The sequence below is a fragment of the Alcaligenes sp. LTN-3 genome (assembly GCF_059735605.1).
The window spans coordinates 197,442-220,696 of the sequence record NZ_JCAPDN010000002.1 but is presented as its reverse complement, the minus strand read 5'-3'; the positions used below and the strand labels follow the sequence as shown (position 1 = coordinate 220,696).

Genomic DNA, 23,255 nt, shown 5'->3' with positions numbered 1-23,255 from the left:
CATTTTGGCGTCTGAACCGGGCAGCCTGGCTGCCCGGATGTCTTGCCTGCAAACGGCCTTACTCCATACCCTGCAGCAAGGCGCCCATTAACAACTCCGGACCATGACCATGATCCGTCGAGCCCGCCTCATGAGCCTGATGCTGCCACTCATTCAAAAAGCGGGAAATCATCTCTCCAGTCTGTAACTGGCTAAGCCGTTCGCCCTCTGAGGCTGCGCCCTGCTCGTAGATCAGTTTGCCTCGCTTGATCGTCTGAATGACCTCCAGGGTCGACAACTGCTCGGGATCAACCGCTGTCGGATCCTGAGACAGAACCACAAAGTCCGCCAACTTACCCGGCTCAATCGAGCCTTTCTCCTTTTCCTCAAAATGCTGGTACGCCGGCCAGATCGTCATGGCTTTCAGTGCCGTTGGCACATCCACCCGCTGATCCGGGCCCAGGATGTCTCCGGATCGGGAACGACGCGTGACCGTGGCTGACAACACACGCATCGAATTCGGAAAGGCCACCGGGGCATCATGATGCGAAGAGAACATCAGGCCGTGCTCGCGCACCCAGCCAGTGGGAGAAATATTATCGGCATTGACCGGCCCCACCGTGCGGTCACGGTGCCAGTCCCCCCAGTAAAAGGTGTGCATGGGAAACAAGGACGGAAACACATCCAGCTCGGCAATGGTCGCCACCTGATCCCGACGCAAGAACTGCCCATGAATCAGTACTGCGCGACGGTCCTGCGGGCCGTATTTCTCGCGTGCGGTTTTAATTGCCGCCAGCAGCAGATCTGATGCTCCCTCGCCATTGGAGTGCGTCAGAATCTGTATTCCATTCTTAAACGCCCAATCCACCGATTCAAACACCTGATCAGGCGTTGCGGCCACGTAGCCCCGATAATCGGCACGGTAACCGGCAGGCGGGTTGTAGTAAGGACGATCACGATAGGCGGTAAAGCCTTGTGGCGAGCCATCAATGGTCAACTTGGCACCGGCCACCCGAAATCCGTCGGTGTACTCCCGCGATGCGTTGCGTAGAATAAAATCCCGATCCTGCAAGATATCCACATACGTGGCGACATCAATATCAATCTTGCCGGCCTTGGCTGCCGCTTGCATCAAAGGAACGATGCTGGAGGTTGCCCGCCCTTCCTGCCCGGTTGTATACCCATAGCGTTTGAGCAGATCGGTTCCGGCCACAAACAAAGCCTGAGCCTGCTCTGGCGTGAGCTTGCCCATCTGACTGGCCACCCCGGAGAAAAACGCCATTTCCTCCAGCACCCCATTCGGTTGCTGACTGCCCTCTTCCCGACGGATCACGCCACCCTCCGGATTAGGGGTCTGGGCCGTAATACCCGCCATTTCAAGTGCCTTGCTGTTCAACACCCCAATATGACTGGACTGGTGAATGATGACGATGGGCAATGACTCAGAGACCGCATCCAGATCATGACGGGTGGGATGCCGCTGCTCGGCCAACTGGGCATCGTCGTAGCCAAAACCCAGAATCAGCCCGACTTGCCGGGTCTGGCTTTGTTCATCAAGCCACTGCTTCAGCGTTTCCTGCAAACTCTTGATGTCTTTCACTTGGCCGTCGGGGGCCGCCAACAAATTGGCTGACATGGCTTGCACGCCAATCATGAACGCATGCCCATGCGCATCGACAAAACCCGGCAGCAATGCCTTGCCTTGCAAGTCAATCGTATTCGTCCCGGTGCCTTTGTAAGCCTGCATCGCCTGCAGTGTGCCTACATCCAGAATACGGCCATCTTTGATCGCCACCGCCTCTGCGGTCGGCTGACGATCGTTCATCGTCAGCACCGGCCCCCCCATCCAGATTTGATCAGCGACTTGCGCCGACCAGGCCGGTGCACTCAGCAAGACGCTCCCGGCTAGGACATGTACTTTCAATCTGCGTTTGAACGACATGCGCTCCCCTTTTTTGCTTAGCAAAAGTTGTCGATTCTTTTAATTTGCCACAAAAAGCTACATAACGTCCTGCTTTATCTTCACGCAGCGACACATTCGATAGGCATCGAACACCCGCAATAAACTATCTGTTGCCATGACCCAGCCTGAACAAAGTCACCCTAGAAAGCCTCCTCTCCCTCCCTCAAAGCGCAATACGGCCATGCCTTCACAACTGAATCATGAACGTATCAAACTCACGTAAAAAGGCCTGAGCGCGGTGCAATACCGGACTCAGGCCTTCGGACCTTGATATTCAAACGGCCCAAGCTCTTGAGATCAGTTCAACAGCAAGGGGGTATGAAACCAGTACAACCATTAAGGAGTTCGGATCCGTGTCCGCACCAGGTAAGCCCCGATCAGGATCAGCAAAAACGGCACTCCAAACAACAGGGTGTAATGGAAGATATCGATGAACCAGGTCGTCACCAAAATCGCCACAATGCCAATCAGACCCAACAAGGTGCCAATCGGATAGGCGGGCATACGAAAGCGTAGTTGCACACCATCCTGAGCCACACGACGGCGAAAGAACAGATGGGTCAGGAAAATCATGCCCCAGGTGAACAAGGCGCCAAACATGGACAAGGCAATCATCACCGGAAAGGCAGTTTCCGGATTGTAGGCATACACCACTGCAGCCACAGCCACACCGCTGGCCGACAAAGCCAGCGCATTCAAAGGCACACCATTGCGAGCCACTTTACCCAGCGCCGCAGGCGCATCACCAGCACGCGACAGGCTGAACATCATGCGGGTCGAAATGTAGAGCATGCTGTTCATGGCCGACAAGGCCGCAATGATCACGATGAAGTTCAAGATGCTGTCGGCATAAGGAATGCCCACGGACTGCATCACCGTAATGAAAGGACTGGTGGTGCCCTCTGCAACCAGCACCTGCCAAGGCACCAGCATCACGATCAGAGACAAGGACAGCAGGTAGAAAATGATCAGGCGCCAGATCGTGGCCTTGAAGGCCTGGCGCACGGCTTGCTCGGGGTTTTCGGCCTCACCCGCCGCCACGGCAATCATCTCGATACTCAGATAACTGAAGATAGAAATAATCACACCCACCCACACCCCATACCAGCCATTGGGCATGAAGCCTCCCTGGCCGAACAGGTTTTCCTGCACCTGCGCGGGCTTGTAATAACCCGTCAACATGCCGATGGCCAGCACGATGAACGCAATAATCGCAAACACCTTGATCAGGGCAAACCAATACTCCACCGAGCCAAACGCCTTGACGCTGTAAGCATTGACCGCGATCAGCACAGCCGAGAAAAAGACGATCCAGATCCAGGGCGAGACGTCCGGGAACCAGAACTTCATGTAGTCCGCCACCGCCGTTACCTCGGTGCCCACCGCCAGAACAATGCAGGCCCAATAGCTATAGCGCACCAGAAACCCGGCCAGCGGATGAATGTAGAACTCCGCATAGGCCCCAAAGGAACCCGATGTGGGATGTTCCACGGTCATCTCGGCCAGGCAACCCATCAGGACCAGCGCGATAAAGCCGCCAATCACATAGCTCAACACCACACCGGGACCGGCAAAACCAATAGCAAATTTGCTGCCCAGGAACAAGCCGGTACCAATAGCGCCCCCGATCGCAATCATGCTCATTTGACGGGCGCTCAGTTTTTTATGCAGCCCGGCTTCGCGCGATTGAATTTGCTCAAATCGACTCATGTCTCCTCCTTATGATTATTTTTCTGTCGTCGTCATCAAGTCACCTTGGAGCGTGTTTTGTAAGCCGGCTTGTCCCATTCCTTATTCGCAAACACGGCCTTGATGTGTTGCACGGCCTGCCAGATATCCACAAACGACAAATACAAAGGCGTGATTCCAAAGCGCATGACTTCGGGCTCGCGGTAGTCCCCAATCACGCCACGGGCGATCAGGGCCTGGATGGCGGCATAGCCTTGCTCGTGCGCAAAGCTGACATGGCTGCCACGGTAGTGATGATCGCGTGGGGTCACCAGACGCAGGCCAAACTCGGCACACTCCTGTTCCAGCAGAGCGATGAACAAGTCTGTCAGGGCCAGGGATTTACGGCGCACGGCTTGTAAATCGGTTTGCAGGAACACATCCACACCACAAGCGACCAGGCTCAAGGACACAATGGGCTGAGTCCCGCACAAAAAACGCTCGATACCATTGGCCGCTTCGTACGAAGGGCTCATCGCAAAGGGGTGCTTATGCCCCCACCAGCCAGACAGAGGCTGACTGATCTGGCTCATCAGCTCAGGGTTCACCCACAGCAGGGCCGGTGCGCCCGGACCGGCATTCAGGTACTTGTAGGTGCAGCCAATGGCAAAGTCCGAACCGCTGTCTTTAAGCTCGATCGGCAAGGCGCCCGCAGAGTGGCACAAGTCCCAGATCACCAGCCCCTGGTGCTCGTGCACCAGCCGGTTGGTCGCCTGCATATCGTGCAGGTAACCCGTGCGGTAGTTCACGTGGGACAGCACGACCACGGCTGTTTCAGCATTGACCGCGGCTTGCAGCTCTGCCGGCTCATCAATCAGCTCCAGCCTATAGTCTTTGCCGAAGAAGGCGTTAAACCCTTCAATGATGTACAGATCGGTAGGGAAAGAGTCGCGCTCGGCCAGAATCACTTTCTTTTCCGGATGGCGTTCTTTTTGCAAATTGACGGCGGCAGCCAGCACCTTGAACAGGTTCACGGAGGTGCTGTCGCTCACGATGGTTTCGCCTTGACCGGCACCAATCAGGGGCGACATCTGATCGCCCAGACGCACCGGCAAGGTCCACCAGCCTGCCTTGTTCCAGCTATTGATCAGGTCGGTGCGCCATTCCTGGCCAATCACTTCCTGGGCGCGCTCCATGGCATGCCGGGGCATGGCCCCCAGGGAATTTCCGTCCAAATAAATCGTATTGGGCGGCAGGTCAAATTTGGCCTTAAAGGCAGCCAGCTCATCGGCTTGATCCCACTGCTCACATTGCGGCAAAGTAATCATGTTCATGCTCCTCGATTCTGCTTTTTACGTCATTTAGTCTAGCATCGAGGCCCTGGCGAATTATTCCAAATCAATCAGGATTATGCTTAAATCTGGAAGAAAATTCGATTCTAAAAACACATAAACATAGATAATTCTAAAACATGAGACTAGACGAGACAGACTTGAAAATCCTGCGCCTTTTGCAGGGCAACGGCAGGCTTAGCAACCAGGAGCTGGCTGACCTGATCGCCCTTTCTCCGTCCTCCTGCCACCGGCGGGTAAAGATTCTGGAGCAAGAGGGCTTGATCGAGAGCTACAGCGCCAATCTCAGTGCGAGCAAGCTGGGTTTTGCCATTGAGGCCTTTGTGGAAGTCAATATTGCGCAGCTCAACGAGAGCGAACATCAGTACCTGAGCAAGGCATTAGCCAACATGGATGAAGTGCTGCATGCCTACATCGTGACCGGGCAGGCGAACTACATGCTGCACATCCGCACGCGCAACTTCGAGACCTTCTCTAATTTTGTGGTCCACAAGCTCAACACGCTGCGCGGCGTCACCAAAATCCATTCACAGATTGTGCTGTCTTGCATCAAGGCCAAAGGGCAGCATTTGCCTGTGTAAACCGCAGTACCGACAAGGTCTGGGTTGGCACCAGCACCGGATTTCAGATGTAGTTCAATTTGAAGCGTCGTTTGAAATGCTCGCTGCGCCACCAGCCCTTGCCACTTTGCACCGGCTTGCCATCGGTATCGAACAAGTCGATACGCTGCACGATCACGGCCTGGTTTTCCTTGATCCACAACTGCTTGGCCATCTCCGCCGACGCATTGGCCATACTGATCTCCTCTTGAGCATGCTGGATGGGCACAGCCAGCACGCAGGTCAACATCTCCACCATGGTGCGTGTTTCCAGTTCCTGCACCGGGATGCGTTCGCCGATCGAGCGCAGCAAGTAGTTTTCCGCCCAATACAGAGGAACAGCCGACTTGTAGCGCACCGCCTGCAGCTTGTAGACCGGTTCATCGGACGCAAAGAACTCGGCAATCTCGGCAGGGGGGGCCACCAAGGACCAGTTGGCAATACGGGTGGTCGTGTCTTTGCCCAACTGCACCAGATCATTGATGGAGCCTAACTCCCAGGAGCCCGTCTGTTTGCGCTCCAGCACAAAAGTGCCACGGCTGGCAAAGCGTTCAATCAAACCGTTGCGCGTCAGTATCGCCAGACCTTGGCGAACCGTAATTCGGCTGACGCCAAACATTTCGCCCAACTCCGCTTCGGTCGGCAAGCGGTCCCCCGGTTTCAGACGACCGTTCTGGATATAACGGGTCAGCTTGTCGGCAAGCTGTTCATAAAGTGGCTTTGTACTCACTGTCTTATCTCGTTCTTATAGATGGCAAGGCGCTGCTGCTGGGCTCCCGATGCACTGCGTTCAGCAAGCATCAGGCCCGTTGCTTGGAGGCCCGCGAGCAGCATCGTTTACGCCCGCTCCAAGAGTCCCTTGATCAAGAACATTTCAGCCTCATGCACACAAGAGATTTGCTCCCACGCGGCATCGCTCTGCGTTGCCAGCCTCCAGGTCAACAAGCTCACCACACATTTGTCCGCGCCCAGTTTAAGGACCTCTCCCGGAATCACACGCGACATGTTCCGAAACTGCATGCTTTCCTTGCTGGTGCCGACGTCGTAATCAACCTGGAAACGCTCGGTATCTACATTCAGACGCACATACGTGTCCTGACCGTTAAAGACCGATGTGCCCTTGAACAGGCCCGGCTCCACCTCGGTGCGATTGGCACTGCCCCAGGCCCACTGACCTTGCTGGATGCCATCGGACATGATGGCAAACGCGATTGGCGCGGGCCGCTCAACCAGGATGCTGCTGGAATGACAATGTGGATCTTTCATTGACTGTCTCCTGTGGTGTTTGACTATTGTTATGACAATATAGGCATTGTCATGCCAATACTGACGTGAAGCCAGACGGGAAAACACGTAGGTAATCACTCACTCGTCCTGGGTAGCCCAAAAAACCACTCACTTTCCCGAAGGACAATCAGCGGTTGTAGAAGCAGGCGACACCTCAGGTCGGCAGAAGAACACCATCTGGCGCCCCAATTAATTGGGCGACACCCATTTCTGGGTAACGGCATGCAGCCCCCATGCAAGCGCAGGACAGGATATTGCTCTGCGATCAAGCCCAGCAAAGGCATTAACTCGGCAGGTTTCCCTGACTTATTTCCATTAATTGGTCAGACCATTCAATAAAGAAAAAACCAATTAGTCTTAAATTATTAGGGTAAACACTGAGATTCAAGCCAATAAACCCGTGGATACAATGCGCTCTACCCTTGACGATCTCAAGAAATGGTCAGACCAATCCGCTGACCTTCAGGTTCGCTTGCGTTACAAGCGCCTCCCCTTTGCTCCTGCGGAGATAGAACAAACATGCAACAAGCGTGGCTGCAGCAATACGATCCCACCGGCAATATCTGGCTGTCGGCACTGATCGCCCTTATTCCAATCATCTTTTTTTTCCTGGCCCTGACCAAGTTGCGCATGAAGGGCTATCTGGCGGGCACGATTACGGTGCTGCTGGCTCTGGGCGTTGCCCTGTTCTTCTACCGCATGCCGGTTTCTGCGGCGCTGGCCTCGGTGGTCTATGGCTTTTTCTATGGTCTGTGGCCCATTGCCTGGATCATTGTGGCCGCCGTTTTCCTGTACAAGATCTCGGTCAAGACTGGCCAATTCGACGTGATTCGTGCCTCCATCCTGTCCGTCACACCTGACCAGCGTCTACAGCTGATTCTGGTCGGTTTTTGCTTTGGCGCGTTCCTGGAAGGGGCGGCCGGTTTTGGTGCACCCGTTGCCATCACCGCAGCCTTGCTGGCAGGTTTGGGTTTCCGCCCCTTGTACGCTGCCGGTCTGTGCCTGATTGCGAACACCGCTCCGGTTGCCTTCGGTGCCATGGGTATTCCTATCATTGTGGCCGGTCAGGTATCGGGTATTGATCCCTTTGAAATCGGCCAGATGGCCGGTCGCCAGCTACCTTTCATGACTATCATCGTGCTGTTCTGGCTGATGGCCATCATGGACGGCTGGCGCGGCATCAAGGAAACCTGGCCTGCGGTGCTGGTCGGTGGTGGCTCCTTTGCGATTGTGCAGTTCCTGACGGCCAACTACATTGGCCCCGAACTGCCGGACATTACCTCGGCCCTAGTTTCCCTGGTCGTGCTGACCTTGTTCCTGAAAGTGTGGCAACCCAAACGCATCTTCCGTTTTGAGACGCAAGAAGGCACGGCCCCCCAGAACAAGACTGCCGAACAGGCCCCTGCAGCACTGACCACAGGCCGCATCCTCAAAGCCTGGTCGCCCTTCATCATCCTGACTGCCATGGTCACGATCTGGAGTGTGCAGCCCTTCAAAGTGCTGTTTGCCGCCAACGGTCCGCTGGCTTCGACCATCGTGAACATTCCCGTGCCCTTCCTGCACAATCTGGTCGAAAAAGCACCACCCGTGGTCGCCTCGGCCACACCCTATGGCGCGGTCTACGCCTTTAACTGGTTGTCTGCGACCGGCACGGCCATTTTGCTTGCCGCCTTGCTCACGATTATCTTCTTGCGCATGAAGCCCGCAAAAGCGGTCGAGACCTTGGGTGAAACCTTCAAGGAGCTGGCTGTACCTATCTATTCGATCGGTATGGTGCTGGCCTTCGCCTTTATCGCCAACTACTCGGGCCTGTCTGCCACCCTGGCACTGGCCCTGGCCCACACGGGCAAAGCCTTCACCTTCTTCTCGCCGTTTCTGGGCTGGATCGGTGTATTCCTGACCGGTTCCGACACATCTGCCAACGCCTTGTTTGGTGCCTTGCAGGCAACCACGGCGCAGCAGTTGGGCCTACCTGAAGTGCTGATGGTGGCCGCCAATACCACTGGAGGCGTCACCGGCAAGATGATCTCGCCCCAATCCATTGCCATTGCCTGCGCCGCCGTGGGACTGGCTGGCAAAGAATCCGATCTGTTCCGCTTTACCGTCAAGCACAGCCTGGTCTTTGCTGTCCTTGTCGGCCTGCTGACGACCTTGCAAGCCTATGTGTTACCTTGGATGATCCCCTAAGGGCCCGCCCTCATCCTTTATCAGCAAGGTGCACAGACTCGCGCCTTGCTGATTTATCTTTTCGCCACTTCAAGAACTATGCGCCTCTCTGATCACGTCGCCCAACAACTACTGGCGCTGATTCAATCCAGCGATTTCAAGGCAGGGCAACGTCTGCCCGCCGAGCGTACGCTGGCAGCCCAATTGAACGTGTCGCGTGCTTCGCTGCGCGAGGCCATTCAGCAACTGAACAGCCAAGGCATTTTGCGCAGTCAGGTTGGCTCAGGCACCTACCTGACTTCCCAAACGTCTCAATGGACGCAGCGTTCTGTAGACCCGCTGGCCGCCTTGATGCTGTCCGATCCCCAGTACCGCTACGATGTGCTGGAAGCACGCATTGCTCTGGAAAGCAGCACCACCTGGCACGCCGCCCTGCGCGCCTCCCCCGACGACAAAGACAAGATCCTGCAGTGCTTCGAGCAAATGATTCGCTACCAGCAAAGTGGCGACACCGAGCAATCTGCCCGGGCCGATGCCCAGTTTCACCTGGCCGTTGCCGAAGCCTCCCACAACCTGGTGCTGGTTCAAGTCATGCGAGGACTGTTCGACCTGGTGCTCAGCAGTGTGACCCAGAACCGGGACATCATCATGTTTGTGCACGACTCGCCCGAAACCATCACACATCTGACCGCGCAGCACGAGGCCCTGGTCAAAGCCATTATTGATGGCGATGCGGCCCGTGCTCGCCACGTTGTCAATGAACACCTTGGTTACGTACGCAACACCCTTATTCAGGCCGACGAAGATCTTGCTCGCCGCGAACGAGCCGCGCGCTTGCAGACACTGCCCTCGACCTTAACGGACTCCGCCCTGCCATGATTATTTCCTCCTCGACCGACTACCGGCGTGCCGCCCAAAAACGACTGCCTCCTTTCCTGTTCCACTACATTGACGGCGGTGCCTACGCCGAGCACACCCTGCGCCGCAATGTGGATGATCTGGCCAATGTCGCCCTGCGCCAGCGTGTGCTGAAAGACATGAGCCAACTGGATACCAGCATTGAACTGTTTGGTGAAAAGCTGTCCATGCCGGTGGCGCTGTCCCCGGTGGGCCTGACTGGCATGTATGCGCGTCGAGGCGAAGTACAAGCGGCCCAGGCGGCCGATGCACACGGCATTCCCTTTACCATGTCCAGCGTGTCGGTCTGCCCGATCGAGGAAGTGGCCCCACGACTGACACGGCCCATGTGGTTTCAGTTGTATGTGCTCAAAGACCGTGGCTTCATGCGCAATGCACTGGAACGGGCGCAAGCCGCTGGCTGCAGCACTCTGGTCTTTACCGTGGACATGCCCGTACCCGGCGCACGTTACCGTGATGCCCATTCAGGCATGAGCGGCCCGAACGCCGCCCTGCGCCGCTACGCACAGGCCGTCATGCACCCGCGCTGGGCCTGGGATGTGGGCCTACTGGGCCGTCCGCATGATCTGGGCAATATCTCGCGCTACCTGGGCAAGCCGACGGGCCTGGCCGACTATATGGGCTATCTGGGTGCGAACTTCGACCCTTCCATTTCCTGGAAAGACCTGGAATGGATACGCGAATTCTGGAAAGGTCCCATGGTCATCAAAGGCATTCTGGACCCCGATGACGCGCGCGATGCAGTACGTTTTGGTGCCGATGGCATCATCGTCTCGAACCACGGTGGCCGCCAGCTTGATGGCGTCCTGTCCTCGGCCCGCGCCCTGCCCGCCATTGCCGATGCCGTCAAAGGCCAGATCAAGATTCTGGCGGACTCTGGTGTACGCAGCGGACTGGACGTGGTGCGCATGATTGCACTGGGTGCCGATGCTGCCATGCTGGGCCGCGCCTACATCTATGCACTGGCCGCCGCCGGACAATCCGGCGTCGATCACCTGCTTGGCCTGATTGAAAAAGAAATTCGGGTCGCCATGACGCTGACCAGTGTCAGCAGTATTTCCCAGATCAGCTCTGACCTGCTTGTACAGGAGTCTTGACCATGTCAGTTTCCACCGGCGCTGCGGATTTGTTGCAGCAATTGCGCGCTATTGTCGGCAACCCCCACGTCCTGACGGACGACCGCAGCACGCGTCGTTACCGCAAGGGCCACCGTACGGGTGAAGGCAAGGTGTTGGCCGTAGTGCGGCCTGGAACGCTGCTGGAACAATGGCGCAGCCTGCAAGCCGCTGTCGCTGCCGATTGCATCGTGATCATGCAAGCGGCCAATACCGGACTGACGGGCGGCTCCACCCCCGACGGTGACGACTACGACCGTGACATCGTGCTGATGAACACCATGCGCCTACAAGGCATACAGGTCATTAACGATGGTGAGCAGGTTGTCTGCCTACCCGGTGCCACGCTCGATCGTCTGGAACAGACCCTGGCCCCGCTGGAGCGTGAACCCCATTCGGTGATTGGCTCCTCGTGTATCGGTGCGTCTGTGCTGGGCGGTGTTTGCAACAACTCCGGCGGTGCACTGGTGCGACGCGGCCCGGCCTACACAGAATTGACGTTGTACGCGCAAGTGCTGGACGATGGCACCTTGCAACTGGTCAATCACCTGGGCATCCATCTGGGGGATACCCCGGAAGAAATTCTGAGCCGCCTGGAACAAGGCAAGTACAGTGTCGCGGACATCATCAACGACCCGGAACGCAAGGCCAGCGACCCACGCTACGCCGAAGCTGTGCGCGATGTGGATGCCCAGACCCCAGCCCGTTTCAATGCCGACCCTTCACGCCTTTACGAAGCCTCCGGCTCGGCCGGCAAGCTGTGCATTTTTGCCGTGCGTCTGGATACCTTCCCCAAAGAGGCCAGTACCGTTTTCTACATCGGCACCAACGACCCGGACGAGCTGACTGCCGTACGTCGCCACCTGCTGACGGACCTGCCCCGCCTGCCTATTGCGGGCGAGTACATCCATCGCACCGCCTACGATATTGGCGAACAATACGGCAAAGACACCTTCTTGCTGATCGACCGTTTTGGTACGGCCAAAGTGCCGTCCGCCTTCGCTATGAAAAGCCGTATCGATGGTTTTTTTGAACGCTTTGGCTGGCGCGGCGTCACCGATCGCGTGATCCAGGCAATCATGAACCGCCTGCCCAGCCACCTGCCGCCGCGTATGCGTGAATGGCGTGATCGCTTCGAGCACCACCTGCTGCTGCGCGTCTCCAACGACACCGCCCAGGCCACGCGCGAATTTCTAAGTCAGCAATTTGAAGGCAGCCAGCAAGGTGCCTATTTTGAGTGTGATGCTGAAGAAGGCCGCAAAGCCTTTCTGCACCGCTTTGCCATTGCCGGTGCCGCCATCCGCTACCGTGAGTCGCACCCCGACAGCGTGGAAGATATTGTGGCGCTGGACATTGCCTTGCGCCGCAACGACAAGGAATGGGTGGAGCAACTGCCGGACGATATGGAAAAAGACATCGTCCACAAACTCTACTACGGCCACTTCCTGTGCCACGTGTTCCACCAGGACTACATCGTCAAAAAAGGCGTGGTTCCTCTGGATATGGAACACCGCATGTGGAAGCTGCTGGATGAACGCCGTGCCGAGTACCCGGCCGAGCACAATGTGGGCCACCTGTATATCGCCAAACCTGCCCTGGCCGGGTTTTACCGCGAGCTGGACCCGACCAACACCTTCAACCCCGGTATCGGCCACACTTCGCGTCGCAAGTGGTGGACAGTTTGCTGCGGCGGCAAGCACGACTAAAGACCGCCTTTTCTTGAAGGCACCCACAGGCTGCCAGCCACTCTTTTTCTTGTCCTGCAGCCTGTCTCTTTCATGCCCCCTTCGTTGAGACCCGCAAGTCGCTGGCCTGCCCAACGGGCAAGCCTTACTCACTACACGGTAACCGTCACTGTGGCGGGAGCAGGAATAACGGTTGGCTGACCGAACTCGGTCGAAACCAAGTTTCTATTCCAAGCAACACAGCAGATGGATATCTTCCGGGTCCAGCTCAAACAAACGGGCATCAGGCTCTGGCGCGATTTCAAAACCATGCGCCCTATAGAAATCCACCGTATTCACTGAAGGCGTGGCCGAGGCATAGACCGCCTTCGCACCCCATTCCACAGCCTGTTTCTTGGCCTGATCCAGCAGCCATACGCCCATGCCCTGCCCTCGCAAGGACTGGCTGACATGCAGAAAGAAAAGTTGACGCCAATCGCCTTGTGGCCCCAAAGGCAAGCTGTCCAGACCCACAGCAGCCAGCAAAGTCTCCCCCTTGAATACGCCCATGAACCAGGCGCCACGATGAAAGGCGTCCTCATGTTCAGGGTGATATTTTTCCGGGTCGCCCTCCGGCCAGCCGCGCAGATCAATATCAGCCGCTTGCTTGTGCAACACGCCATTACGCAGCTCGTACAAACCGTCGATTCGCTCGCTACGGTCTATGGACCACAGCAGGTTCAGTTCGGATTCTTGAAGGGGACGAAACGTGCAGCCGTCAGGCAGAGAAAGAGAGGAGTCAGGCACAGTATTCCATGCAGATGATGGGATAAAACAAGAGTTAAAACGCATAAGGCTCGATAGTAAACAATCGCCACAGGCGCTGCTATGCAGACATGGCCTGCTCAAGGCGTAAAAAACACACTCACATGCAGGTTCTGCACCTTCACTCCGCGTTTAAGCACCATACCGACAGCCTCATCCACCATGGAGGGTGACCCTGCCACATACACCTTCCAGCCATTCAGATCAGGCAGGTCCTGGCCCACCGCATCAGTCACCATGCCCCTTCGGTACGGTGCCACCGGCATCCCCGATAACACAGGCGTAAAGCTCAGATTGGGGTAACGTTCTTGCAAGGCTTTGAACTCGTCTTCGCAGTACAAGTCCCGCCGCTCCCGCACCCCAAAATACACATGAATAGGCTGGCTCATGCCCCAGCCCAAGGCCGTCTCTACAATCGACTGGATCGGTGCCAGGCCTGTCCCACCGGCAATACAAAGCATCGGCCCGCCATAGCCATCGCGCAGATAGGATGAGCCTAGTGGCACCGTCAGGCTGACCGGCTCACCTTGCTGCAAGACCGTATGCACATAGGCCGAAGCCACCCCACGCGGCACGCGGCGCACGTAAAAATCCAGCTCTGGCGCCCCCGGAGGATTGGCCATGGAATAACTACGCACCGGAGCCTGTCCAAACTTGATATCCGCGTACTGCCCCGCAAAGAAAATCAACGGTTCCTGACCATCCAAACGTATTCTCACCAGCCGGATATCGTGGGTCAGATCCTTGATACAGGACACGGTGCCCGTCAGTTCCCGGGACGGGATCAAGCCCCGAACATCATCGGTCCCTATCCAGCCCACCGTCACATCGGTTTTAGGAACCGCTCTACAGGCCAGAATCAGGCCCCTGGCCTTTTGTTCCTCGGTCAGCGCAAAGCGGGAGTACTCCATCATCTCCACCTGCCCCTTGACCAAGCGCGTCTTACAGCCCCCGCATACCCCTGTCTTGCAGCCGTGAGGGTAAGAGATCCCGTGCTCCAGGGCAGCCTGCAAAATGGTTTGATGATCCTGTGCCTGAATGTGCTCTTGTCTCTGCTGGATAAGAATAGTTTTGCCAGCCATGCTTGCCTCTCCTCGCTCCTTTCGGGCCATAGTGCTGCACTCTTGCTCGCGAAGCAATCAGAAGTCATAAGCCGGTGCGCGGACCAACTTAACGATTCCGACGAGCCCGCTCCTGCACCACATTACTTTCCAGCACTAAAGCCGCCCGGCTGCTAATCCGGTCCAGCATGCTGCTCAGGGCCGTCATTTCTGCGGCACTCAGGTCCTGAAAGATCTCCTCGTTCAAGGAAGCCACAATCGGCATGACCTCCTTGTAACGCTGCATACCCAACTCCGTTACCGAGACATGCACCACACGCGTGTCTTTGGTATCGCGCGTGCGCTTTAACAAGCCCTTTTCACACAGAGAGCTGACCGCCCGGGAACAGCGTGCCGTATCCAGCGATACAGCCTCAGCCAAGGACGTGCCCGTCAAGGCGGGGTGCATGCTGGCGATAGCCAGAATGCGCCATTCACGGCGCGTGATATTGAAGCGCCCCTCGCACAAGCGAATGAAAATCGGGTTGCCTGCTGACCAGGCCCGATACAACTGGAACATCATCATGGCCGGAAGCGTAGGAGCCGGAGCGGCGCTTACCGGGGTAGAAGAAGACGGGGAGGGGCTAACCATAGAAGGACCTTTAGCCTTAAAGATACTTGATTAGAACAAGTATCAGCCCCCTTGGTAAGCTGCGGTAAAAACTGATGGAAATCAAAAAAAGGAGACAAATCATGACCAAGAACCGCCTTCGCGCCACGCTAACAAGCTGTCTGCTGTCAGGGCTGTTGTTCACTGGCTTATCCCATGCGGCCACCCCCATTGAAAACCTGACCGTCGTTGTCCCTTATGCCCCCGGAGGCGCCTCTGATCGAGCTGCCCGCATTGTGTCAGACAGCCTGCACCAAAAACTTGGCATTCCCGTGGTGGTCGAGAACAAAACCGGCGCGGGGGGCCGAATTGCCGCCCAGTATGTCAAAAATACAGCAGCAGACAAGAATGTGCTGATCCTGGCCAATCCCGCCATCATGGTGGTCGCCCCCCTGGTTTTCAACGACATCCCATACAAGCCCGACAGCGACTTTCAAGCGGTTTCCATGGTGACCGAATACGGCTTTGGGGTGGCCGTATCGGCAGACAGCGACATTAAAACCATGGATCAACTGATCACCTGGGCCAAAGCGCATCCCGGTGCTTTCAATATCGGGGTTCCCGCCACTGGCAGTCTGCCGCACTTCTTTGGCCTGATGCTGTCCCAGCAAATTGGCTCCAAGGGCGAGATTATTGGCTACCGTGGCTCGGCCCCTGTGATTACCGACCTGATCGGTGGCATTTTGCCCGTGGCTATTGATACGCTGGATGTGCTGACCACCCAACACCAAGGCAAACGCATCCGCATTCTGGCTACCTCCGGCAGCGAGCGTGAAACCGCCCTGCCAGACGTCCCCACCCTAAAGCAGTCGGGTGTTGAGCTGGAAGCCTCGGGCTGGAATGCTTTCTTCGCCCCCGCCTCCATGCCTGCCGACAAAGTGACCCAACTGGGCGAAGCGATCAAGGCTGTCACCAGCGACCCGGCCCTGCAAGAGACACTGCTGAAAAATGAATTGATCCCTGTGTCTGCCAATGCAGAAGAAACCCGCGTCCGCATCGAACAATTCCGCCAACAATGGGCACCCGTTATTCAAGCCTCCGGCTTTAAAGTCACGCAATAAACCAGCAACACAAACAACATGACACAACGCAAGAACGTCCTGTTCATCATGGCCGATCAGCTACGCGCTGATCACCTGGCCTGCTACGGGCACCCTCATATTCGTACCCCCCATCTGGATGCACTGGCTGCCAAAGGGGTGCGCTTTGATCGCGCTTTCGTTAACTCCGGCGTTTGCGGCCCATCGCGCATGAGCTATTACACAGGCCGCTATCCCTCTACCCACGGCGCCACCTGGAACCGCGTGCCCTTGTCGGTAGGCGAGGTCACCATGGGCGAGTACTTGCGCGCCGGTGGGCACAAGCTGGTGCTGGCGGGTAAAACCCATATCATGGTTGACCACAAAGGACTGGAGCGACTGGCACTGGACGGCGGCAGCGAGCTGGCCCGCCTGCTTAAAACAGGTGGCTTTGAGGAAATAGACCGCTACGACGGCCATCACGAACCGGGCGAAGAAAGCGGCTACCCGGCCTACCTGCGACGCCATGGCTATGAGTCCGACGACCCGTGGACAGACTTTGTCATCTCCGCACGCGGGCCGGATGGAGAAGCCGTCAGTGGCTGGCATATGCGCAATGCCCGCTATCCCTCTCTGGTGGAAGAAAAGCATTCAGAAACCGCCTACATGACGGATCAGGCCCTGTCCTTCATGGAGCGCATGGGGGACGAACCCTGGGTCCTGCACCTGAGCTACGTCAAACCCCATTGGCCCTATATTGCCCCCGCGCCCTACCACGATATGTACAGCGCAGATCAATGCCTACCCGTGGTCCGCAACGAGGCCGAACTCAGCAACGCGCACCCTGTGCTAGAAGCCTACCGCCAGCAAGAAGAATGCGTCAGCTTCTCCAGCGACGCCTGCGTGGAGACCGTCCGCCCCGCCTACCAGGGGCTGATCACCCAATTGGACGACCACCTGGGTCGCTTGTTCGACTTCATGTCCCGCAATGGCCTGATGGACAACACCCTGATCATCTTCACCGCCGATCACGGGGACTTCCTGGGCGATCATTGGCTGGGCGAGAAAGAGCTGTTCTACGACACCGTGCAGCGCGTGCCTTTCATCGTCTACGACCCGTCTCCGGAAGCGAACGCCACGCGTGGAACCGTCGATGACAGAATGGTCGAAGCTGTGGATGTACTGCCTACCATGCTCTCCTGGCTGCGCCTGCCACCGGCCCCGCACCGCATTGAGGGACGAGACCTGCTGCCCCTGCTGCACGGTGCCCAGCCCCCGTGGCGCGACTGCGTGTTTTCCGAACTGGACTACAGCTATCGACTGGCGCGCGTGCTACGTGACAAATCACCGTCCAATGCCAGAGCCTGGTCCCTGCGCAGCGACCGTTGGCGTTATGTGTATTGGCTGGACGAGCCCGAGCAGCTTTACGATCTGCATGCAGACCCAGAACAGTTCAACGACCTGGGCCAATCTGCCGAGCATGAGCACATACGGGAAGAATGCCGGGAACGCTTGCTGCAATGGTTCACCAGCCTGAAACGCCGTACTACCGTGACGGAAGAAGAAGTCGAACGCGGCACCAATGCATATAAAAAAGCAGGGGTGTTTTTTGGGCAGTGGTAAAGCCTAAAGCCATAGCTGGCTTGGCTTGGCGCTTTCAGTCTAAGGGCTGAAAGCGCCAAGCCACCGTCTTTCTACAGCTCAAGAGCACGCTACCAGGAGCCGCTATCGTCAAAGGACAGAGATCCCCCAGGCTCCCAACCCCGCCAAAAGCACCACCACGACAGGGGGCACCCGCCCTACCGTCAGCAAACCGAACAGAAGCAAAGCCAGCGCAAAATCTGCCCGACTGTGAATGGCACTGGTCCACACCGGGTCATACAGAGCCACACCCAGAATGCCGACCACACCTGCATTTACACCGGCCATCGCCGTCCGCATCCCTGCCCTATGCCGCAAGCCCTGCCAAAAAGGCAAAACGCCAATCAGAATCAAGACCGCCGGTATAAAAATCACCACCAATAAAACCAGCCCACCCAGCCATCCGTGCAAGGGCCCTTGAGCCATCGCCCCGATATACGCCGCAAAGGTAAACAAGGGTCCCGGTACCGCTTGAGCGGCACCATAACCCACCATCAAATCCGCATTGCTGACCACCCCGCTCGGCACCACCGAGGCCTGCAATAAAGGCAACACTACATGCCCACCCCCAAACACCAAGGCCCCGGAGCGATACACCCCTTCCAGCAACTGCGCCGTAGACGAACCCGTCGCCGCTGCCCAAACAGGCAAGGCAATCAGCAGGCCCGCAAACAGCAGCAAAGCCACTACCCCCACCTTGCGCGACACCGGATACGCATGGGCCTGCGCCGCACCTGCCTGAATGACATCCAACCTCCACCAGGCCAGCAGACCCGTGATCACAATAGCAGCCACCTGCCCAAACGCAGAGGGCAGCAAAAGGCTCAACAAAGCCGCCAGAATCGCCAAAGCCGCTCTGGCGCGATCAGGACATAAAGAGCGAGCCATCCCCAGCACCGCCTGCGCCACAATCGCGACGGCCACAATCTTGAGGCCATGCACCCAAGCAGACTCGGCAACCCCCTGGAACCCGGCCAAACTCAAGGCAAACAGAATCAACACCATCGCCGAAGGCAAGGTAAAACCCGTCCAGGCAGCCAGTAAACCCAGCCAGCCCGCACGCCCCAAACCAATCGCCATCCCCACCTGACTGCTGGCCGGCCCCGGCAAGAACTGACACAGGGCGACCAGATCCGAATAACTGCGATCATCCAGCCAGCGACGACGCTCCAAAAACTCGGAACGAAAGTAGCCCAGATGAGCGATAGGCCCACCGAATGAGGTGAGGCCCAGTTTCAGGAAGGCCCAAAAGACCTCCAGAGGCTTGCCTTGTTGAATCGCCGCCTGCTGCGGTAAAGGCTTGCTGCTAGAACCATTCGTCACCGTTTGAACTCCCCCGAAAGTCGTCAAATGCACTGACACGCTGTGCCTGAGTCTACTTGTCTTTCGTTATAGCTATGCGAGATTGCTGGCAGTTAACACCATCCTGATCCACGTATCTGAAACCATGACACGCCCTGGCATCCACATCGGCCTGCCCAACTTAAACAGAAAAGGTCTCAAAACCAGCTCATCCCAATAGGCTATGATTTACCAGCCATGTCAAACGGACAGAAACTGAGCAAAACTTACCCCAAAAAATAGAGATCATTCATCCAGCGCCATGAGTCAGCCACATCGTGTAGAAGTGAACCAATACCTGTTTTCAAACCTTGCTTTGGCGGAGATAAGATCCAATGCTTATGCTGCTGGGAACTGGCCCTTGGTTTACATCCTGAGTCACAAAGCCAAACGACGCGCCTATGTCGGAGAAACGACCAATGCGCTAAACCGCCTGAACACTCACCTGCTACACGAGCATAAGAAACTGCTCAACACCGCCCATTTGATCAGCAGCTCACATTTCAACAAATCCGCTACGCTCGATATTGAGTCCACTCTGATTAAATATATGGCGGCTGATGGGTGCTTCGAGCTGCTCAACGGAAATCTTGGCCTGACCGATCACAACTACTATCAAAAAGATGAGGTCTACAGCCAAATCTTCCGGGAGGTCTGGGACAAGCTACGGGGCCAGGGAATCGCCAAACACTCGCTGGAGTCGATTGATAACTCTGATGTTTTCAAATACTCACCCTACAAAGCCTTGTCATTCGAGCAACGCCAGAGCCTGATTGAAATCATGCGCGCTTTGCTTGATGACAACTTTCGCCACTTGCTGGTGCAAGGTGGTGCAGGAACCGGAAAATCTGTTCTGGCAATTTTCCTGTTCAAACTGATCCACACCGACCAAGCAGAGCTAAATCTTCAGGAGTTCTCGGAAGAAGAAAACGAGCTTCGTACACTTCTGACTCAGTTCAAACAACGCTACCCCAAACCCCGCATGGCCCTCGTGGTTCCCATGGCCTCATTTCGGACCACGTTAAAACGCGCTTTCAAGAACGTGGCTGGCTTGCATCCTGATATGGTGATCAACCCATCTAAGCTGGCCCAGAAGGAATACGACATCGTCTTGGTCGATGAGTCACACCGACTACGCCAACGAGTAAACCTTGGGTCCTACTATAAACATTTCGACCAGGCATGCGCCGCCTTGGGTTTGGACAAACACACATGCAGCGAAGTGGATTGGGTAACGCAACAGGCAAAAAAAGCTGTTTTCTTCTACGACCCTAATCAATCGATCAGGCCATCGGATGCGAACGCGGCGGACTTCCAAAAAATAAAACAGTCAAAAGGCTCGAGGATCATGACCTTGACCTCTCAATACCGCGTCCAGGCAGGCCAAGACTATGTGGATTTTATTGACCGGCTCCTTCATATCCAGCTCTCAGACAACGAGCAACTGCGAACCGGGAAATATGAGTTTTTGTTCTTTGACAACGCAGCTGACTTAGTCAGGGAAATTGCGCAAAAGAACCGGCAATATGGCTTGGCTCGACTAGTGGCCGGCTACGCCTGGCCATGGGACTCCAAGAAAAACCCCAATCTTCACGACATCGAAATAGACACCGTAAAACTGCGTTGGAACCGAACCAATACAGACTGGATTAATACAATCGGCGCAGAAAATGAGGTCGGCTGCATTCACACAACCCAAGGCTACGACCTGAATTACACCGGCGTTATCTTTGGAAAAGAGATCCGCTACGACAAAGCCACCAACGAAATTGTCATCGATGAAAGCAACTACCTGGATCGTAATGGCAAACACTCCAAAAAAACGGCAACTGAGCTGAAGCAGTACATCCTCAATATCTACAACACCATCATGCTTCGTGGGATCAAAGGCACCTACGTGTATGCCTGCGACCCGGCGCTGCGCGACTACTTAAAGCAGCATATTCCCAGCTACCGTCCCACCCAGCCCCAAGAACTGCCACCAGCACCAACACTCGCGCCGTGGGTAAATGCAGTTCCTCTCTACGATCTGCAAGCCGCCGCCGGCAACTTCAGCGAGCAGCAGCACGTAGAACAAACACAATGGGTTGGCGTGCCACAGAATGTAGAACCCAAAAAAGACATGTTCGCCTGCCGGGTTGTCGGCGAGTCGATGAATATGATCATCCCAAATGGTTCTATTTGCCTGTTCCGCCAAGATTCAGGCGGCAGCCGGAACGGCAAGATCGTCCTGGTGGAATGCCTAGCGCCCCAAGACGGCGATGAAGGCACACAATTCACCGTCAAGGAATATGAAAGCACCAAAACCCATACTGAGGACGGCTGGGTACATAACAGGATTTTCTTGAAACCCCGCTCCAGCGACCCGAGCTATGAAGTCATCGAATTAAATGCCGATACCACCTATCGCTATCGGGTGGTAGGGGAGTTCGTGATGCTGCTCTGACCAGCAGCATCCACCCTCATAACGCCACCATCAAAAAGGTTCAATGGCCTTGAACACACCTGTCTTGCTCATATTGCGCCGAAGATCAAACTGAGCCAGTGCCTCCACCACATCAATCATGGGCAACATCTCAAAATTTATCCCTGCCCATGCCTCCCGACTCACATTCACAGAATACAAATAGTCATCACGCAACTGCCCAGTAGCTGGGTCATGGCGCTGAGAAAAACCCGATAGCGTAATGCGCTGAACAACGGGAAGTGCCGCAAAGGTCTCACCAATAATTCGGAAGCCTACCCCATGCACATGGGCCATATAACGCTTACGAGCCTGAACCATGGGCAGCTCCTTCACAGATAACTTCAACCCCCTTGCCGGAACCGCAGCAATCTTCGAGGGCATGTCTTCAATCTCCGGCAAATCCACATCCAAACAAACACGAGCCCCCTGCTCCGTAATCTCCAGCGATATCAATGTCTCCCTAGGCCACGCAATATCCTGCAAAGTGGCTTCCAGCCATTGCTCCATCGCGGCTGTATCGTGATAGATGTCCTGTTCTAAAAGCTTACGCCGCTGCTCTTGTTCATAAGCATGTTGGGATTGCTCACTTTTCCACGCTGCCAACAAACCTTGATGCTCCATGACCCTCTGCTGATTACGCAGATTCAGTTGCTCCACACGTCTCGGGAATAACTTCTCCCACCACTTGGCTCGCGGCAAGACAGGGGCTATAGGCTCGGGGACATGAAACAGATCCGGGACGTACTTAGGGGCAATATCAGGAGCAGGAGTATCTAGATGAATGCTGGCCACCGCCTCACACTCACTATTTATTTCATCGCATTTACGCTGGATCAAGCTTTGGATAGCCTGGCGATTTTGCTTCTTAGCCAACTCCACAAGCGACTCAGAAACAGGCTCTCCGTCCTGATCATGGAAAGTCAACATCCCTTGATCCGTGACCTCACACACCAAAGAGAAAGTCTGTACTTGCTTAACAGACTGGCGCGGCTTGGGGGCAGGCGCTGCTTTATATAAGGAATGACGGGCAGAAAAACCCAAAAAACTGGTATTGAGATGAGCCCCACGTTTCCCAACATTCACCGTTGAGCCTCTCGGCCCCAAAGTCCAGCTCATACCCGAGCCACTCAAATTCATGCGTATGCCTGGAGCCAACTTGATAGATCGCCGAAAACGTACAGCCACAACTCCCTCCACGCTTTTTAATAGTTTTAGAAGCTTATGATTTTTCAGAAAAAGGCTTTGAAATGCCGAAAATCTGATGGAGATATATAACACTGAGCCGCCATTAACTCAAAGCTAAAGGCAGCGAACGACATGGCCTATCTACTGCAGGGAGATAGGCAGAAAGGAGCAAGAAATGCGACAGCTACAGACAAAGGGAAACGGCACAGTAGCTATTCTGTATTTTTCTAAATGCTCGGAAAAATTCCCTGATCGGGGATTAAAACTGCGCCTACCTTCTAATTATTTGAGCTGTGGGAAGTTTTAGGGATGGAGCCAGGGCCTAAGTCGGGCCAGCGCGTCTTGCGGCGGGGGAT

At 55.9% G+C, this 23,255-nt stretch carries 18 protein-coding genes; 8 read left to right on the top strand and 10 right to left on the bottom strand.

What is annotated here, in order from left to right:
- Positions 1-58: 58 nt before the first annotated feature.
- The 3 genes from AC6I6N_RS09235 to kynU form a co-directional block, all read right to left on the bottom strand.
- The gene (locus AC6I6N_RS09235; RefSeq protein ID WP_249461038.1) at positions 59-1,921 is read right to left on the bottom strand and encodes an amidohydrolase; all 1,863 of its coding nucleotides are present in this window, start codon (positions 1,919-1,921) and stop codon (positions 59-61) included.
- A 357-nt stretch (positions 1,922-2,278) separates the two neighbouring features.
- Complete coding sequence (locus AC6I6N_RS09230; protein WP_094195513.1) at positions 2,279-3,652, bottom strand: amino acid permease; 1,374 nt, start codon at positions 3,650-3,652, stop codon at positions 2,279-2,281.
- A 35-nt stretch (positions 3,653-3,687) separates the two neighbouring features.
- The gene (gene kynU / locus AC6I6N_RS09225; protein WP_497943554.1) at positions 3,688-4,938 is read right to left on the bottom strand and encodes a kynureninase; all 1,251 of its coding nucleotides are present in this window, start codon (positions 4,936-4,938) and stop codon (positions 3,688-3,690) included.
- A gap of 143 nt (positions 4,939-5,081) precedes the next feature.
- Here kynU and AC6I6N_RS09220 point away from each other — a divergent pair, with 143 nt between their 5' ends.
- A complete protein-coding gene (locus tag AC6I6N_RS09220) occupies positions 5,082-5,543 on the top strand; it encodes an Lrp/AsnC family transcriptional regulator (protein ID WP_094195511.1) in 462 nt (153 codons plus the stop codon).
- A gap of 43 nt (positions 5,544-5,586) precedes the next feature.
- Here AC6I6N_RS09220 and AC6I6N_RS09215 read toward each other — a convergent pair whose 3' ends face one another.
- Entirely contained in the window at positions 5,587-6,291 is a 705-nt protein-coding gene (locus AC6I6N_RS09215) for a GntR family transcriptional regulator (RefSeq protein ID WP_094195510.1), read from the bottom strand.
- A 107-nt stretch (positions 6,292-6,398) separates the two neighbouring features.
- Entirely contained in the window at positions 6,399-6,827 is a 429-nt protein-coding gene (locus AC6I6N_RS09210; RefSeq protein ID WP_094195509.1) for a hypothetical protein, read from the bottom strand.
- Between the two features lie 540 nt (positions 6,828-7,367).
- Here AC6I6N_RS09210 and lldP point away from each other — a divergent pair.
- From lldP to dld, 4 genes are all read left to right on the top strand, one after another.
- A complete protein-coding gene (lldP, locus tag AC6I6N_RS09205) occupies positions 7,368-9,035 on the top strand; it encodes an L-lactate permease (RefSeq protein ID WP_094195508.1) in 1,668 nt (555 codons plus the stop codon).
- 78 nt (positions 9,036-9,113) lie between these two features.
- A complete protein-coding gene (lldR, locus tag AC6I6N_RS09200; RefSeq protein ID WP_497943451.1) occupies positions 9,114-9,893 on the top strand; it encodes a transcriptional regulator LldR in 780 nt (259 codons plus the stop codon).
- Complete coding sequence (gene lldD, locus AC6I6N_RS09195; protein WP_108728180.1) at positions 9,890-11,029, top strand: FMN-dependent L-lactate dehydrogenase LldD; 1,140 nt, start codon at positions 9,890-9,892, stop codon at positions 11,027-11,029. The genes lldR and lldD overlap by 4 nt, the downstream gene beginning before the upstream one ends.
- Before the next feature lie 2 nt (positions 11,030-11,031).
- A complete protein-coding gene (gene dld / locus AC6I6N_RS09190) occupies positions 11,032-12,753 on the top strand; it encodes a D-lactate dehydrogenase (protein ID WP_094195505.1) in 1,722 nt (573 codons plus the stop codon).
- A 204-nt stretch (positions 12,754-12,957) separates the two neighbouring features.
- On the opposite strand, the gene AC6I6N_RS09185 is transcribed toward dld, so the two are convergent.
- The 3 genes from AC6I6N_RS09185 to AC6I6N_RS09175 all read right to left on the bottom strand — a co-directional run bounded on the left by AC6I6N_RS09185 (position 12,958) and on the right by AC6I6N_RS09175 (position 15,228).
- Complete coding sequence (locus AC6I6N_RS09185) at positions 12,958-13,518, bottom strand: GNAT family N-acetyltransferase (RefSeq protein WP_427956642.1); 561 nt, start codon at positions 13,516-13,518, stop codon at positions 12,958-12,960.
- 98 nt (positions 13,519-13,616) lie between these two features.
- On the bottom strand, positions 13,617-14,618 hold the full coding sequence (locus AC6I6N_RS09180; RefSeq protein WP_497943450.1) for a 2Fe-2S iron-sulfur cluster-binding protein: 1,002 nt from the start codon (positions 14,616-14,618) through the stop codon (positions 13,617-13,619).
- An 88-nt stretch (positions 14,619-14,706) separates the two neighbouring features.
- On the bottom strand, positions 14,707-15,228 hold the full coding sequence (locus tag AC6I6N_RS09175) for a MarR family winged helix-turn-helix transcriptional regulator (RefSeq protein ID WP_497943449.1): 522 nt from the start codon (positions 15,226-15,228) through the stop codon (positions 14,707-14,709).
- Positions 15,229-15,329: 101 nt separating this feature from the next.
- On the opposite strand from AC6I6N_RS09175, the gene AC6I6N_RS09170 reads away from it, so the two are divergent.
- Both AC6I6N_RS09170 and AC6I6N_RS09165 read left to right on the top strand, forming a co-directional pair.
- The gene (locus tag AC6I6N_RS09170) at positions 15,330-16,307 is read left to right on the top strand and encodes a Bug family tripartite tricarboxylate transporter substrate binding protein (protein WP_497943448.1); all 978 of its coding nucleotides are present in this window, start codon (positions 15,330-15,332) and stop codon (positions 16,305-16,307) included.
- An 18-nt stretch (positions 16,308-16,325) separates the two neighbouring features.
- Positions 16,326-17,888 (top strand): sulfatase-like hydrolase/transferase, encoded by a 1,563-nt coding sequence (locus AC6I6N_RS09165; RefSeq protein ID WP_497943447.1) that lies wholly within the window; start codon positions 16,326-16,328, stop codon positions 17,886-17,888.
- 108 nt (positions 17,889-17,996) lie between these two features.
- Here AC6I6N_RS09165 and chrA read toward each other — a convergent pair whose 3' ends face one another.
- The gene (chrA, locus tag AC6I6N_RS09160; protein ID WP_497943446.1) at positions 17,997-19,229 is read right to left on the bottom strand and encodes a chromate efflux transporter; all 1,233 of its coding nucleotides are present in this window, start codon (positions 19,227-19,229) and stop codon (positions 17,997-17,999) included.
- A 280-nt stretch (positions 19,230-19,509) separates the two neighbouring features.
- Between chrA and AC6I6N_RS09155 the strand changes: the two genes are divergently transcribed.
- Positions 19,510-21,693, top strand: a complete 2,184-nt coding sequence (locus tag AC6I6N_RS09155; protein ID WP_497943445.1) for a DNA/RNA helicase domain-containing protein — start codon at positions 19,510-19,512, stop codon at positions 21,691-21,693.
- A gap of 30 nt (positions 21,694-21,723) precedes the next feature.
- Here AC6I6N_RS09155 and AC6I6N_RS09150 read toward each other — a convergent pair whose 3' ends face one another.
- The gene (locus tag AC6I6N_RS09150) at positions 21,724-22,899 is read right to left on the bottom strand and encodes a DUF4236 domain-containing protein (protein WP_497943553.1); all 1,176 of its coding nucleotides are present in this window, start codon (positions 22,897-22,899) and stop codon (positions 21,724-21,726) included.
- Between the last annotated feature and the right edge of the window lie 356 nt (positions 22,900-23,255).